The following is a 14,943-nucleotide window of genomic DNA, read 5'->3' on the forward strand; positions in this document are numbered from 1 at the left end:
CTTCCTAGAACTGGATGGTGATGATCTTCTTCAGCCAGAACCCGCCGATGCCCATGAGCACCGCGGAGGCGGCGATCATCGCCCAGCCGAGCGGGTCTGTGAACATGGGGGTCATGTAGCTGGGGTTGACCAGCATGAGCATGACGACGATGCCGATGGGCAGCGCCATGAGTATGTACGCGGAGAACTTGCCTTCCGCGGCCAGGGCCGAGATATGGCCTTTGATCTCGCTTCGCTCGCGGATGGTCTCGTTGACCTGGTCAAGGACGTCGGCGAGGTTGCCACCGACCTCCCGGTTGATCTGGATGGCCTGCGCGACCCAGACGAAGTCCTCGTTCCGCATGCGCGTGGAGGTGTCCTGCAGAGAGGCGAGCAGGTCGCGGCCCAGCGCGGTCTCGTGCACGAGGCGGCGCATCTCGTTCGCCGTCGGCTCCGGGCTCTCGGCTGCGGCCGCGTCGATCGCCCTCAGGATGCTGTGGCCCGCGCGCAGGCCCCCTGCGAGCAGGTTCAGGGTGTCCGGGAGCTGGGTGTCGAACCGCTTGCGGCGCTTGCCGATCCGGGAGCGCACGAGCAGGTGCGGGGCGACCGGCGCGAGGAGCGCGAGCAGGATGCCGATCCCGAGGCTGCCGCCGAGGAGACCGAGGGCGATGCCCATGGCTGCGCCTGCGATCACCCAGATGAGCAGGTCGGCCTGGCGGACGCGCAGCCCGGCGAGGTCGAGTGACTCGGGAGACACGACGCGGAAGCGCCGCACCGAGATCCATCCCTGGAGGGCGTCCGCGAACCCGGCTGCGGCCCGCCCGAAGCCCGATTCGTTCGATGCGGTGGGAGGACGGCGCCGGGAGGCCGGGAGGGCGCGATGCCCCGGGCGCAGGGCCATGAGGGCTGAGATGAGGCCGGCGGCGAGGAGGAGGCCGCACCCGAGCATCACTTCCATGGCTGCTCCTGGGGCTGGGCGGCCGAGGCGAACACACTGGGGCGGACGTGGATGCCGAGGTCCTCGAAACGCTCGAGGAACCGCGGGCGCACTCCCGTGGCGATGGGCTTGCCGAGGAAGCGGCCGTGTGCGTCGACTCCCGCGCCGTAGTCGAAGACGAACGCGTCCTGGAGCGTGACGATCTCGCCCTCCATCCCCTGGACCTCGGTGACGTGGGTGATGCGGCGGGTGCCGTCGCGCAGGCGGGAGATCTGCACGATGAGGTTCACGGCCGAGGCGATCTGCTCGCGGATGGCGCGCAGGGGCAGGTCCATGCCGGCCATGAGCACGAGGGTCTCGAGGCGGGCGATCGCGTCGCGGGGGGAGTTCGAGTGCACGGTCGAGAGTGAGCCGTCGTGGCCGGTGTTCATGGCCTGGAGCATGTCCAGGGACTCCCCTCCGCGGACCTCGCCGACCACGATCCGGTCGGGCCGCATGCGCAGGGAGTTGCGCACGAGGTCGCGGATGGTGATCTCACCCTTGCCCTCGGTGTTCTGCGGCCGGCTCTCGAGCCGGACCACGTGCTCCTGCTGGATCTGCAGCTCCACGGCGTCCTCGATGGTGACAATGCGCTCGTCGTCCGGGATGAAGGAGGAGAGCACGTTCAGCAGGGTCGTCTTTCCCGTGCCGGTGCCTCCCGAGACAATGATGTTCAGCTTGGCCTTGACGCACGCCTGAAGGAGTTCGGCCATCTCGAGCGTGAGGCTCCCGAAGCCGATGAGGTCCCGCACCGTGAGCGGGACCTTTCCGAACTTGCGGATGGTGAGCGAGGAACCACCGACGGCCAGAGGAGGGATCACGGCGTTGACGCGGGAGCCGTCGGCCAGGCGCGCGTCCACGAGGGGCGAGGACTCGTCGATGCGGCGCCCCACGCGGGAGACGATCCGCTCGATGACCGTGCGCAGCTGCTGCTCCGAGCGGAATTGCTGGTCCGCGAGCACGAGGCGGCCCTTGCGCTCGATGTAGATCTGGTCGTGGCGGTTGACCATGATCTCGGTGACCTCGTCGTCGTCCAGGAGTCGCTGGAGCGGACCGTAGCCGAGGACGTCGTCCTCGATGTCGCGCAGCAGGCGCGTCCGCTCGGTCGCACTGAGCGGGACGCGCTCGGCGTCAATGACCTCGGTGAGCTCGTCCCGGGCGGCGGAGCGCAGCTCCTCCTCGGTGGCCCCCGAGTCGCCGAAGCGTGAGCCCATCCGCTCGAACAGGGCCTCGGCCGCGCGCTGCTTGAGGCCAGCGAGGGCGTCCGAGGCGGGCGGCAGGGCGGCGCCCGCCGGGGCCCCGGGCGCCGCGGCGGGAACGATGTGCGCGTCGGGGTCCACGGCACTGAAGGCCGCAGCCGGGGCGGCGGGGGCCGGGTGGCCCTCGGCCAGGCTGATGCGTTCGGAGAGCTTCATGAGACCACAACCCTTCGGTGGAGACGGCGGCGTGCTTTGGCAGTGCCGTCGGGAGTGAACCGGTCGACGACATAGCCGAGAGCGGTCGTCGCCTTGTCACGACGGCTCGACTGGAGGACAGGGACCCCGCGGTTGGTCGAGTAGGAGACCCAGCGCGAGCGGGGGACGCTCACGTCGACCGGGACCCCGACGGTTGCCTCGACGTCACGCACGCTCAGGTCAGCCTTCGCGTCGGCCATGTTGATCACGAGGTGGCGCGTCTCGGGGAGGAGCCCGAGGCGGCCCAGGACATCGAGGCTCGAGCGCAGGCCGCGCACGCCCGGGACATCCATACCGGTGACCCACACGCCGTCGGTGCACTCCTCGAGCGCCGAGAGCGTGCACTCGCCCAGTCCCGGCGCGGTGTCCACGATGACGTATTCGAACTGGTCGGCGAGCTGGCGGACGAGGCGCGCAACCTGCTCCGGCGTGATGTGGTCCGCCTCGACGGGGTCGCGGGGCGCGCACAGGGCGTAGATCCCGGCCGGGTGGAGCGTGAGGAACGCCTTGAGCACGAGCGAGTCCTGGGCCGCCGCGCGGGAGACGGCGTCCGTGACGGTGTGCTCGGGATCGAGATCAAGGCCTGAGGCGACATCGCCGAACTGGAGGTCGAGGTCGATGATCACGACGTTCATGGGCGAGACCTTGCCGAGGCCGACGGCGATGTTCGTCGCGAGCGTCGTCTTGCCGACGCCGCCCTTGGGCGAGAAGACGCCGATGACGCGGCCCCGATGATCCTTGGCGGGGCGGGCACATTCGATTCGCGGCGTCGGCCCTCCGAGGTCTGCACAGAGCGCTGGAGGACAACCCGCAGCTGGTCCGGCTCGACGTTGGCGGACACCACGTCGCGGATGCCGGCCCGCATGGCCTGGAGCATGAGCTCCGCGTCCGCTTCCGCTGCCAGCAGGATGGAGACGTCGGGGAAGCGGACGTCGAAGACCGTTGCGAGGCGCAGCGCGCCGTCGAGGGGTACGCCGGGCCCGAGGACGACGACGGCGGGCTGCACCCCGCCGAGCAGGTCGAAGATCTGCTCGGGCTGCTCGGGGAGTTCCGCGGTGGGGACCGTGTGCACGCCGCCCGGGAGGGCGCCCTCGACCGCTGCCCGCATGCGCTCCGCGAAGTCGGGGCTCGGGGTGATCAGCACGAAGCGGCTCATTGGTACACCTTCGATCGGTCGATCGGGTTGGGAGGCGTCTGCGGGAGGTTGGGCTGTTCCTTGCTCAGCCAGATGGTGCCCCACTGGGCCGCGAAGACGATCTTCGTGGCCTGGGCGTCGTTGACCGCGACGGTCAGCGTGATGCTGCCCGTGGCCGGCTTGGAGCTGTCCGGGCTCTGCGGCTCACCCTGCACCGAGATGACGAGGACCGAGTGGTAAACGAGGGCCGTGGACTCCGGACCGCCGGCGGGGACGGCGCCGTGGTCGAAGGAGAGGAAGACACCCACGGTGTCGCCCGCCTGGAGCTTGCCGCCCACCGCCCGGTCCGCGCTGATCGAGAACGCAACCTGCTGGAGGCCCGCCGGCACCGCCACCGAGCCGGGTGCGGTCAGCGTGCTCGGGTCCGCGAGGTGGTCCGAGAGCAGCTGCTCGCCCGGCTGCATCGCGACCGAGACGACCTTGCCGGACATCCCGTCGAGGGAGTGCAGCGCCGTCGGCGCGACCGCACTGGCTGGGAGCGGCTTCAGCTGCACCGAGTCCGCGATCCCGGCGGCGGGGGCGCCCTGCGGGATCGGCTTGGTGACCACCAGGACGTCGGTGGGCTTCATTCCGGCCTGCGCGCGGGCGTCGGCGCCGTTGGCGTATGCGATCACCAGCACGACGCCGAGGATGGCCGCGACGAGGGCGGCGGCGCCGGCAACGAGTCTGGACTTCACGGTGCTCCTGAGTTCGGTAGTTCGGTGGGGCGGTCAGTTGGTGAGCTTGACGATCGTCGCGCCGAAGCTCGTGGAAGGGCCGAGCTGGTAGACGCTGTCGAGGTCGACGTAGTTGATGAACTGGCCGATGATGCCGCGGCAGTTGCCCGTACAGGCCAGGGCCGAGGAACCGTTGGGGTTCTGGTTGTTGTAGACCGCAGGGCTGTTGCTGCCGAAGTTCCAGCCGATGACACTGAAGGCCGCGAAGCCTGCGAGCGTGTAGACCGCACCACTGCCGGTCCCGGTCACCGCGGTGAAGACCGGCAGGAGGACCACGATCTGCTGGCCGGCCTGGAGCGTGTTCACCCAGTTCTGCATGATCGTGGTGCAGTTCGGGGGCGGGCTGTTGCCCGGGGCGCTGCCGCCCTCGGACGATGCGATGTCGATCGTCGCACCGCACTGGTTCGGATTCTGCACGAGCCAGCCGAACCCTCCTGGGACCACTGCCCCGGAGGGGCCGTAGTTGCAGCTCGGGTTGGCGCCGGAGCCGTGGTCCTGGAGCAGCTGGTAGGCCCCGCCGACCATGCCCTGCACCTGGCACACGGAGAAGGCGAGCGGGAACGGGGCGATGCCCTTGCTGGGGCTGCCCCACGCCGCCGTCGCGGTCGCTCCCAGCGTCGCGCTCGTGATGCCGAGCGTCTGGGCCAGGAACAGCGAGACCGAGCCCGCCTGCATGCCGGGCTGGAGCGGCTGCGTGACGGCGGTGACAGTCTGGGCCGTGGTGTTGACGGCGAGGGACCCGATGCCGGCCTGCGCCTGGTACATGTTGGACTGGGTGAGCGAGGCGGCAAGCGTGGAAGTGCTTGAGCATTGTGGGTCGCTGAGCGACGCGCCGCACTTCTGTGCGACCGCGATAGCCGCAGCATCCGCGCCGCTTTGGAGCTGCGCGCGCTTGGCGTAGAGCATCCCGCCATCGACCGCGAGGGCGCCTGCGGCCAGCAGCACGACCAGGAGCAAGGCCGTCACCACGGCGACAGCCCCTCGCTCGCGGTCCGCCCCGCCGTCGTACGTCGCGATCACCCGCCGCACAGCATGACCCCCTTTCCCTGCAGAGGGAAGGTGCCGAAGAAGCCGGTGCCGGAGAACGTGTAGTTCACGGTGAAGGCCACCTGCGTTCCCGACGTGCACGTCGCCGGCGAGACGGCGAATGACGACGAGGGGAGTTGGCCGAGCGGGGACGCCGCGTTCTGCGCCGCGGCGACCGCCGCTGTCTGGCTGTTCTGCAGGACCATCACGCGCGCCCCGGCGCGGGCCGCGTACGTGAGCGTCTGCTGGGCGCTGAAGATCCGGCCGAAGTCGATGATGCCGAGCACCAGCAGAAGCAGGGCCGGCAGGACGAGTGCGAACTCGACTGCAGCGGCTCCGCGTTCGGGGTGCTGTGCACGCATGGGGACTCCTCTTGGTTCGGGTGAACGGGGTGGACACGAAGAAACCGCCCGGAGCCGGCATGGGACGGGTCCGGGCGGCCTCAGCAGATCACGCGGTCGTGGGAACCTGCCCGGCGACGTTGTTGAACATCGCCTGGAGATTGCCACCAAGAAGGCTGACGGCAACGATGATGACGACGGCGATGAGGGCGACCATGATGCCGTACTCGACAGCGGTAGCACCCTTTTCGCCCGAGAAGAGGCGGCGCATCTTCGGACGGCTCACGCGGTCGTGGGAACCTGGTTGGCAACGTTGTTGAACATCGTCTTGAGGTTGCCACCGAGCAGGGTCACGGCCACGATGATGACGACGGCGATGAGGGCGACCATGATGCCGTACTCAACGGCGGTGGCACCCTTCTCGTCGGAGAGGAAGCGCTCCTTGGCCTTGATACCCAGGACGTGCAGGGAAGCGATGAGAGAAAGCATTGTCTGGCTCCTGTTTTGGGGGTGGTTCCGCTGGCGGTTACCAGCTCCACGATCAACGCTAGGCGCCCCGCCACCGGTGGGCTCCGGACCTCGGGAAAAGCTTGGGAGGACTTGGGGGAATGCTCGGCGAAGTGGTTCCCAGCATCCCTCGGCGGTCCCATCCGCGTGTCAGCACCGGGCTTTCGATGCGAAAAACTGCGGCGCCGGGAGCGCCGGTGGACCTGCCCGGAGCCCTTGCGCCGCTGGGCCCCGGCCCGGGCTCAGGGAATTTCACGGATCGGCCCTTGCCCCGCGTTCCGTACCGGTGCGCTCGCCCGGGGCCCAGGGGCACCCTCATCCCGACTGGGGGCGTCCAGCCCCCCTTCCGAGCCTCCGAGCAGGCCGTCCTCGGGGGCAGGCGCCCGGAAGCTTCGGAGGCATCCCACGCCAGCGGCATACCTGCGCCGACCGGGCGCTGCTGCGCTGCTCGAGAGGACGCCGCCGATCGTCGGTCCCACGATGCCCGAGGAGCCGGAGACATTGCAGGCTCGCGGAGACCGCGGCCGAAGATGCACCCGACGGGTCCGGCGAGGGAGCTGAAGCCGACCTTGGGCCACGGCTGAGGAGGCCGACGCTTTGACGCCGCCGGGTCCGACCACCGACCCATCGCTGCGGGCCCTGACAGGAATCCGGCAGGAAGGCCATGCGCGGGCCGGCCCCTTGCGGATGACGATGCCCAGCTCCGGGCGACTCGGATCCCTCGCCGAGCACTGGCCGGTGCTGATGGACGTGGAACTCAGGGCGCCTGCCTCCCGGCCCTCGTCCAGGGAGGTCATCGCCTCACATTGGCCCGAGATCAGCCGGGAGCGGCCGCCTCACGGTATGGCGTCCGGGGTAGCTGGGCCTATGGGAAGGATCGGGGAGCCGAAGTCAGTGATCGTGTAGCGGCCGCATCGGATGGTGCTGGACGGGGCGGTCTGGGCCACGGGAGGCAGGACGAACTGGGTGGCCTCCGAGTCGGTCAGCACGAAGGACACCCGTACGCTCGAGTAGTCCGCCCGGTCGGTGAGCCACGGGTACTCTCCGAAGTGGCTGTCCACCTGGACGAGCTGGCCAGGCTCGGGAAGGAAGGCCTTGGGGGCACGGATGGCCCAGAACCTTCCCGCACCGATCTCATGGCTTGCGCTCACCCAGGTGCCGACGCAGCGGACATCAGGATCGACGACCGCGGTCGACCGGCTCAGCGCTACCGTCGCCGCTGCCGAGGCACCCAGGCAAGCGACGACGACGCCCACGAGAAGGCCCTTGACCGTCCCCTTGGGAAGGCGTCGGATCAGCGCCGAACCGTGCGCGAAGAGCCTTGGTGCCAACACCAGAGTGCACACGGGAGCGAAATACATCGGCTGAAGGTATCGGATCCAGAATTGGCCCAGCACGACCACTCCGCCGAGGACCGCCAACGGCGCCACCCATCCCAGTCCGCTGATGAGAGCGGCGCCAGCATCACGCACCGCGAGGGACCTGCGGAAGACGATCGCGGAGATGAGGATCAGAGAGACGATGAGTGTCAGCCACACCGCTCCCGCGATGGTCGACGCCCGCTCTGCCAGCATGACTGGGTAGAAGATGGCGGTGAGCCCGGCCACCCCCGGCTTGGCGTATGAGGGGCCGTCCTTGAGGATGAGGGACGCGAAGAGGATTCTTGCCAGAAGACCAAGCCCACTGCCGGCGGCCAAGAGCACGCCGACAAACGCAAATCGGCGCCAGCTGATCACTCGCCGCCACGCGATGAGCCCGAGCACGACAGCGACTGGGAGCACCTCCCACGCCAGGAACAGGGGGTTCGTCAAACTCGAGAGCGCGCCGACGCCCACGAGAGCCAGCTCGAGCCAACGCCAACGGCTCCGAGCTCCGGGCGCGACGAGTCGTGCAGCGAGCCCCGTCGTGGCGACCGAGGCGAGCAGCGTCATGCTGTAGTACGTCGTGGTCGCGAGAAGCGATGCGAGCTCGAAGGTATTGCGGCCAGGGGAGTCCTCCAGGAGCGCCAGGCCCGTGGCCGTCCCGAAGGCGGCAAGCGCACCCACGACCCGGTGGACTCGCGGCCGGTCGTGCTGGACGACACCGCTCACGAATCTGAGCACTCCGTAGAACAGGGTCAGGTTGACGGCTGCGTTGAGCGCGAAGGTGGCCTTGATCCCGAGCCCCAGCGCGGAGAGGGCGAAGTACAGCCCCATCTCTGGGATGAACAGCACAGCCGAGAGGGCCCAATCCTGCGGCTGCCCCGACTGGATCGACCCGCGAACGAGCGCTGGCAGCACCGAGTCTCCGTCGTAGTACAGCATCGACGACCGGTCGGTGGCATCGATGTGCCACACAGTCAGCAGCGCGAACGCGACCGCCACCATCAGACCGATGCACTCGGCGACTCCACCGCGCACGGCGGCCCGGGAAGGGCCTTCGGTCCGGACGCCCACGGCGCCCCTGGGCTTCGGCCACGTCAGGCTGATCATTCCATCCCCCGATTCAACACGTCCGGATGCCCGGGAGGGGGCCGGCACTGTTACTGGAGCGATCATTCCAAGGGAAGAGGGGCCGGGAGCCGATCCGCTGGGAATCCTTGGGCATTGCTTGGCAGAATCTCGGACGCCAACCCGTTGCCCTGTTCCTTCAGGAGTGGACAGCCCGGGGGGCTCCCGCCCTCGTCCGCCACGAACACCGCGACGGTACGCTCGGGCCGCCTACCTCGCGCTAGCCCAGCGGTCCACCGTCCCCGGAGTCCGCAGCTTCATGCAGGCGGTGGTGCAGGCAGACGCCTACGGCATCGCCATCTCCCACGTGCTCCGGCTCCAGGCTGTTCTTCATCTTCCCCGCGAACCCGGGGCGTCGAGGTTTGCGCGCGGCGTCGTGCGGCTGTGGCCGCAGCGGCGCGAGCGGCTCGCCGCGGGCGGCGATGGCTCTGCTGCCTCAGGCGCTCGCCTGCGGCGACGTCACCATCGCCGTCCTGGCGCGGGGGTTCCCCGCCGAAGTGGCAGGCGCGGCTACCGCCGCTGGCTTCAGTCGCTCGTCGGCCGCAGCCGGTAGCCCACGCCCCTGACCGTCACGAGCCAGCGCGGCGCGCGCGGGTCATCGCCGAGCTTGCGGCGCAGGTTGCCGATGTGGACCTCGACCGCGCGTTCGTCCGCCTCGCTCACGTACGCGTCGTCGCGGAACCGGTCGCCGCGCGCCACGCGCACGAGATCCGCCCGCGTCAGCACCCGGCCGGCCCCGCGCAGGAGCGCCTGCAGCAGGTCGAACTCGCTGCGCGTGAGTTCGAGCTCCGCCCCCGCCACGGACGCTGTGCGGGTATGCGGGTCCAGGGCGAGGGCGCCGTTGCGCAGCAGCACCCAGTCGCCGTGCTGGGGCGGTGTCGGCGCGGGATATGGCCGTGCCGGCTCCGGCTGCCGCGGCGCCTGCTCGGACCGGGGCATCAAACCGTGCGCGTGCGTCTGCGGCGGCCGAGGGGCCGCAGACATGATGCCCGCCGTGCCCGCCACATGCCCCGCAATATGACCCACGCGCGGCCGGCGCAGCATGGCGCCAATCCGGGCGCGCAGCTCGCGCGGACGGAACGGCTTGGTGAGGTAATCGTCCGCCCCGGACTGGAGCGCGAAGAGGGCGTCCGGCTCCTCGTCCCGTCCGGAGACCATCACCACGTAGGCATCGCTGGCCCCCCGGATCCGCCGGAGGACCTCGAAGCCGTCGATGTCCGGCAGCCCGACGTCGAGCGTCACCACCGTGGGGTGCTCGGTGCGTGCCAATTCCGCACCCTCTCGCCCCGTCGACGCTGTCCGCACGTCGAAGCCGGCGTGCCCCAACACGGCCTCGAGGAGGCCGCGCACATCTTCGTCATCCTCCACGACCAACGCAATACCCAGACCGTTCACAGTGACCCTCCATACGACCGGGAAGCGACACGGCCTGTCATTGAGACCATGTCCTTATGTCACAGTATCCGCTATGCGTGATAAACAAGTGAAGGGGGCCGTCTCACGTATCGGGGAGTGAACGTGTCTGTCAAGGAGCTGGCCACCGCCAGCCGGGTCCTCCGCTACGTGGACCGGGCCGGGGCACGCACGCGAGTGGTCCTCTGCCAGCTGCCGCTTTCCGTGGCCGTGGCCGTCATTGCCGTCGCCGCGCCTACTGCCTGGGCGGACGCGGCGGCAGCGCCCCTGTTCGCCGCGGGCATCCTCGCCCAGATGGCGGCCGCGCTGGTGTCGCTGCTCCTGCCGTGGGAGCAGCTGGACGCCGCGGCAGCGCTCTGGGTCCCGGTCCTCGACCTCGTCTCCGTGTGGCTCCTGCGCAACGGCGGGCCGCACGGAGCGCTCACCGGAACCGGCGCCCTCGCCGTGTTCCCCGTCATCTGGATTGCCGGCTCGACGCTCTCGGCCCGCATCGCCCTGCCCACGGCGTTGTTCGGGCCCCTCCTCATCACCCTGCCCACGCTGCTCACGCCCGGGGCAGCAGGCCATCCCGTGTTCAGCGATGCCCTGCTCCTGCCGCCCCTCATGCTCACGGTCGCGGTCGCGATCCGGGCCGCCGGGGCGGGCCTGCGCCTGCAGGAGCGTGCACTGCGCGCGCACCAGGCCAAGCTCAAGGAGCTGCTCGAGGAGGCCGTGGAGAAGGAGGCGCTCCTGGCCACGATCCTCGACGCCGCGAGCGTGGGGATCGTCGCCGTGGACCCGGGCGGGCGGCCCGTGCGCTGGAACGAGGCGTTCCGCTCCCTGCTCGAGGGCGTGGGCTGGGAGTCGCCGGCGGACTTCGACATTGCCGACCGCGCCTTCCCCGTGTTCACGAAGGACCGCCGCGCACGCGTCGAGCCGGACCGCCGCGTCCTCCACCGGGCTGCCCGTGGCGAGTCGATCGACGGTGAGATGGTGTGGCTCGGCTGGGGACCGCGCGCCCGGGCGCTGCAGGTGGTGGCGCGGCCCGTCGACGGCGACCGCGGGGGCGCGGTGGTCTCCTACACCGACGTAACCCAGCTGGCCCAGACGGCCGAGGACAAGGCCGAGCTCGTGCGCACCGTCGCCCACGAGTTCCGATCCCCGCTCACGTCCGTGCTCGGCAACCTCGACCTCGCGCTCGAGGCCGAGCTGCCGGCCGCGGCGCGGTCGCGACTTGAGGTCGCCCAGGGCAACGCCGAGCGCCTCATCGAGCTCGCCCGCGACCTCATGGCCTCCTCCGAGGTCACCCTCCCGATCAGGCCCGCCCGGATCGACCTCTCTGCGGTGCTCGCCGCCCGCGCCGAGGCTGTGCAGACGGCAGCCGACGCCGCGCAGGTGCGGCTCGTCGTCGACCTCCCCCCGCAGCTGTGGGTGCAGGCGGACCCGCTGCGCATCGGGCAGGCGGCCGACAACCTGCTCTCGAACGCGGTGAAGTACTCCCCCGACGGCGGGGTGGTCACCCTGTGCGCCGCGGAGGCGTGCGGCTGGGTGCGGGTCGAGGTCGCGGACACCGGCATCGGGATCTCGGCCGAGGACCGTCCGCACATCTTCGACCGGTTCTTCCGCACCGACGCCGCCCGTGGCCTCGACATCCCTGGCGTGGGACTCGGGCTCTCCTTCACGCGGATGGTCGCCGAGCGCCACGGCGGCCGGCTCGAGGTCGAGAGCGAGCCGGGCACGGGCAGCGTGTTCTCCCTCGTCCTCCCGACGGCCGGCCCCAGCTAGGGCCCCTTTCACCGTTACAGAGGACGGAGCCCGGACGACGAGAAGGGCCCCCGTTCCCTGGAGGGGGAACGGGGGCCCTTCGCAGATCAGGCGTCCCGACGGTGCGGGACGGCCGGGAGCCGACTACTTGGCGTCGTCGGCCTTCTCCTCGGCGGGAGCCTCAGCGGCGTCCTCGGCCCGAGCCTCGGTGACCTCAGCCTCGGCGGGAGCCTCAGCGACGGTCTCCTCGGCAGCGGTCTCCTCGGCCGGAGCCTCGACGGTGGCCTCCGCCTTCGGCGCGCTCTTCTCGGCGGCCTTCTCGGCCTCCTTCACCACAGCCTGCTTCGCCGAGACCGGCTCGAGCACGAGCTCGATGACAGCCATGGGGGCGTTGTCGCCCTTGCGGTTGCCGATCTTGGTGATGCGGGTGTAGCCACCGTTGCGCTCCGACAGCTGCGGGGCGATCTCGGTGAAGAGCTCGTGGATGATGCCCTTGTTGGTGTTCGTGCGCGCCGAGATGGCGGCCTGGACACGGCGGCGCGAGGCGAGGTCGCCGCGCTTCGCGAACGTGATGAGGCGCTCGGCAACCGGGCGGAGGCGCTTGGCCTTCGTCACGGTCGTGGTGATGCGCTTGTGCTCGAAGAGCGCAGCGGCGAGGTTGTTGAGCATGAGGCGCTCGTGCGCCGGGCCACCGCCCAGACGCGGACCCTTGGTGGGTGCAGGCATTGTCGTTTCTCCTGTTGTGGACCGCTACCGGCTCTCACCGGCGGCGGGCAAGTTCTTCTTAGAGCTCGTCGTCGCTGTAAGCGGCTTCGTCCTCGTCGGCGGCAGCGCGCGCAGCGAGGGGATCGAACCCGACCGGCGAGTCCTTGAGCGAGAGGCCCAGCTCGAGGAGCTTGGCCTTGACCTCGTCGATCGACTTGGCACCGAAGTTGCGGATGTCCATCAGGTCCGCCTCGGAACGGGCCACGAGCTCGCCCACCGTGTGGATGCCCTCGCGCTTGAGGCAGTTGTACGAACGGACGGTGAGGTCCAGGTCCTCGATCGGCAGGGCCATGTCCGCAGCGAGCGCGGCGTCCGTCGGGGACGGGCCGATCTCGATGCCCTCGGCGGCGGTGTTCAGCTCGCGGGCGAGGCCGAACAGCTCCACGAGCGTGGTGCCGGCCGACGCGACGGCGTCGCGCGGCTTGATGGCCGGCTTCGTCTCCACATCGACGATGAGCTTGTCGAAGTCGGTGCGCTGCTCGACACGGGTCGCCTCGACGCGGAAGGTCACCTTCAGCACCGGGGAGTAGATCGAGTCGACCGGGATGCGGCCGATCTCCGCGTCCGCGGACTTGTTCTGCGCCGCGGAGACGTACCCGCGGCCGCGCTCGATGGTCAGCTCGAGCTCGAACTTGCCCTTGGAGTTCAGGGTGGCGATGTGCAGATCCGGGTTGTGGATCTCCACGCCGGCCGGCGGGGCGATGTCCGCGGCCGTCACGACGCCGGGGCCCTGCTTGCGCAGGTACGCGACGACGGGCTCGTCCTGGTCGGAGGAGATCGAGAGGCTCTTCAGGTTGAGGATGATCTCGGTGACATCCTCCTTGACCCCCTCAACCGTGGTGAATTCGTGCAGCACGCCGTCAATCCGGATGCTGGTGACGGCAGCCCCGGGGATCGAGGACAGCAGGGTGCGGCGCAGCGAGTTGCCGAGGGTGTAGCCGAAGCCCGGCTCCAGCGGCTCGATGACGAAGCGGGAGCGGTTCTCGGATACTACTTCTTCAGACAGGGTGGGGCGCTGTGCAATGAGCACTGGGTTTTCCTTTCAGGAAGCATCCGCTATATGACGCAACACAGATGGATGGAAAAGGTCTGAACTAAGTAATGAAGCCGGGCGGAACAGGCCGCGGGAGGCGAGCCGCGCCGTCGTGCGTTGTCTGTGACGCACGACGGCGAGGGCTCGCCTCGGGCGGACCGGCCCCGCCGGCCCCGAAACCCTGTTAGACGCGGCGGCGCTTCGGCGGGCGGCAGCCGTTGTGCGCGCTCGGGGTCACGTCCTGGATGGACCCGACCTCGAGGCCAGCGGCCTGCAGCGCGCGGATGGCGGTCTCGCGGCCCGAACCCGGACCCTTCACGAAGACGTCGACCTTGCGGAGGCCGTGCTCCTGGGCACGCTTCGCGGCGGACTCGGCGGCCTGCTGCGCAGCGTACGGGGTGGACTTGCGCGAGCCCTTGAAGCCGACCTCACCGGCCGAAGCCCAGGAGATCACAGCACCGGACGGGTCCGTGATGGACACGATGGTGTTGTTGAAGGTGCTCTTGATGTGCGCCTGACCGAGCGCGATGTTCTTCTTGTCCTTGCGGCGCGGCTTGCGGACCGACGTCGCACGAGTCTTTGGGGGCATGTAGCTTCTCCTACCTAAAGTTTTGGGTGACCGCTATCAGCGGCCGGCCTTCTTCTTGCCTGCGACGGTGCGCTTCGGGCCCTTGCGGGTACGAGCGTTGGTCTTGGTGCGCTGGCCGCGGACCGGGAGGCCCCGGCGGTGGCGCAGACCCTCGTAGCTGCCGATCTCGACCTTGCGGCGGATGTCGGCGGCCACCTCGCGGCGGAGGTCACCCTCAACCTTGTAGTTGCCCTCGATGTAGTCACGCAGCTGGACCAGCTCAGCGTCCGTCAGGTCCTTGACCCGGACATCCGCGCTGATGCCCGTGGCAGCGAGCGTTTCCTTCGCACGGGTGCGACCCACGCCGTAGATGTAAGTGAGCGCGATTTCCAGCCGCTTTTCGCGGGGAATGTCAACGCCAGCGAGACGAGCCATATCGGCGGTTCTCCTTGTGCTATCCGGAGGTCGTAGGCAGGACACCCGCTCCGTTCTCGAGCGGCCCCAGCCTCCGGGCCGGGGGTCAGCTGTCCGGGCCCATTCGTCCCAGCGCAGCTTGTGCTGCCTTCTCTAGTTATTGCGTGGGCGTTGCCCGGCCTGATCCTCTCCCTCGCGGGAGGGGATCAGCCCTGGCGCTGCTTGTGGCGCGGGTTCTCGCAGATCACCATGACCCGCCCATTGCGGCGGATCACCTTGCACTTGTCGCAGATCTGCTTGACGCTCGGCTTGACCTTCATGGCT

The 14,943-nt window shown here is 69.6% G+C and carries 15 protein-coding genes and 1 pseudogene; 1 reads left to right on the forward strand and 15 read right to left on the reverse strand.

The genetic code is table 11. The features are described from left to right. Positions 1-4 precede the first annotated feature (4 nt). The 10 genes and pseudogenes from SA2016_RS14750 to SA2016_RS14795 form a co-directional block, all read right to left on the reverse strand. Positions 5-937, reverse strand: coding sequence for a type II secretion system F family protein (locus tag SA2016_RS14750; RefSeq protein ID WP_066499446.1), 933 nt, complete (start codon positions 935-937; stop codon positions 5-7). Further along, positions 928-2,370, reverse strand: coding sequence for a TadA family conjugal transfer-associated ATPase (locus tag SA2016_RS14755; protein ID WP_066499447.1), 1,443 nt, complete (start codon positions 2,368-2,370; stop codon positions 928-930). Before SA2016_RS14755 ends, SA2016_RS14750 begins: the two co-directional genes overlap by 10 nt. After that, positions 2,367-3,565, reverse strand: a pseudogene (locus tag SA2016_RS14760) (CpaE/TadZ family protein). The gene SA2016_RS14755 and the pseudogene SA2016_RS14760 overlap by 4 nt, the downstream one beginning before the upstream one ends. Beyond that, complete coding sequence (cpaB, locus tag SA2016_RS14765; protein WP_066499448.1) at positions 3,562-4,281, reverse strand: Flp pilus assembly protein CpaB; 720 nt, start codon at positions 4,279-4,281, stop codon at positions 3,562-3,564. The pseudogene SA2016_RS14760 and the gene cpaB overlap by 4 nt, the downstream one beginning before the upstream one ends. A 33-nt stretch (positions 4,282-4,314) precedes the next feature. Beyond that, positions 4,315-5,349, reverse strand: a complete 1,035-nt coding sequence (locus SA2016_RS14770) for a pilus assembly protein TadG-related protein (RefSeq protein WP_084249564.1) — start codon at positions 5,347-5,349, stop codon at positions 4,315-4,317. Further along, positions 5,337-5,708 carry a TadE/TadG family type IV pilus assembly protein gene (locus SA2016_RS14775; RefSeq protein WP_066499450.1) on the reverse strand — a complete coding sequence of 124 codons (372 nt, stop codon included), beginning with the start codon at positions 5,706-5,708 and terminating at the stop codon, positions 5,337-5,339. The genes SA2016_RS14770 and SA2016_RS14775 overlap by 13 nt, the downstream gene beginning before the upstream one ends. A gap of 88 nt (positions 5,709-5,796) precedes the next feature. After that, a complete protein-coding gene (locus SA2016_RS14780) occupies positions 5,797-5,973 on the reverse strand; it encodes a Flp family type IVb pilin (RefSeq protein WP_229710666.1) in 177 nt (58 codons plus the stop codon). Next, positions 5,970-6,176: a Flp family type IVb pilin gene (locus SA2016_RS14785; RefSeq protein WP_066499452.1), complete on the reverse strand. Its 207-nt coding sequence runs from the start codon at positions 6,174-6,176 to the stop codon at positions 5,970-5,972. Before SA2016_RS14785 ends, SA2016_RS14780 begins: the two co-directional genes overlap by 4 nt. An 854-nt stretch (positions 6,177-7,030) precedes the next feature. Then, a complete protein-coding gene (locus tag SA2016_RS14790; RefSeq protein WP_141305421.1) occupies positions 7,031-8,629 on the reverse strand; it encodes a hypothetical protein in 1,599 nt (532 codons plus the stop codon). A 579-nt stretch (positions 8,630-9,208) separates the two neighbouring features. Continuing rightward, the gene (locus SA2016_RS14795) at positions 9,209-10,078 is read right to left on the reverse strand and encodes a response regulator transcription factor (protein ID WP_066499461.1); all 870 of its coding nucleotides are present in this window, start codon (positions 10,076-10,078) and stop codon (positions 9,209-9,211) included. 123 nt (positions 10,079-10,201) lie between these two features. Between SA2016_RS14795 and SA2016_RS14800 the strand changes: the two genes are divergently transcribed. Then, complete coding sequence (locus tag SA2016_RS14800) at positions 10,202-11,860, forward strand: sensor histidine kinase (protein ID WP_141305422.1); 1,659 nt, start codon at positions 10,202-10,204, stop codon at positions 11,858-11,860. Between the two features lie 123 nt (positions 11,861-11,983). On the opposite strand, the gene rplQ is transcribed toward SA2016_RS14800, so the two are convergent. The 5 genes from rplQ to rpmJ all read right to left on the reverse strand — a co-directional run bounded on the left by rplQ (position 11,984) and on the right by rpmJ (position 14,939). Then, a complete protein-coding gene (gene rplQ / locus SA2016_RS14805) occupies positions 11,984-12,565 on the reverse strand; it encodes a 50S ribosomal protein L17 (protein WP_066499466.1) in 582 nt (193 codons plus the stop codon). Between the two features lie 58 nt (positions 12,566-12,623). Continuing rightward, positions 12,624-13,634 carry a DNA-directed RNA polymerase subunit alpha gene (locus SA2016_RS14810; protein ID WP_066499468.1) on the reverse strand — a complete coding sequence of 337 codons (1,011 nt, stop codon included), beginning with the start codon at positions 13,632-13,634 and terminating at the stop codon, positions 12,624-12,626. 187 nt (positions 13,635-13,821) lie between these two features. Continuing rightward, complete coding sequence (rpsK, locus tag SA2016_RS14815) at positions 13,822-14,226, reverse strand: 30S ribosomal protein S11 (RefSeq protein ID WP_043120112.1); 405 nt, start codon at positions 14,224-14,226, stop codon at positions 13,822-13,824. Positions 14,227-14,262: 36 nt separating this feature from the next. Continuing rightward, the gene (gene rpsM / locus SA2016_RS14820; protein ID WP_066499470.1) at positions 14,263-14,640 is read right to left on the reverse strand and encodes a 30S ribosomal protein S13; all 378 of its coding nucleotides are present in this window, start codon (positions 14,638-14,640) and stop codon (positions 14,263-14,265) included. A gap of 185 nt (positions 14,641-14,825) precedes the next feature. Further along, the gene (rpmJ, locus tag SA2016_RS14825; protein ID WP_011775570.1) at positions 14,826-14,939 is read right to left on the reverse strand and encodes a 50S ribosomal protein L36; all 114 of its coding nucleotides are present in this window, start codon (positions 14,937-14,939) and stop codon (positions 14,826-14,828) included. Between the last annotated feature and the right edge of the window lie 4 nt (positions 14,940-14,943).

This window comes from Sinomonas atrocyanea (assembly GCF_001577305.1).
In the GTDB taxonomy this organism is placed as follows: domain Bacteria; phylum Actinomycetota; class Actinomycetes; order Actinomycetales; family Micrococcaceae; genus Sinomonas; species Sinomonas atrocyanea.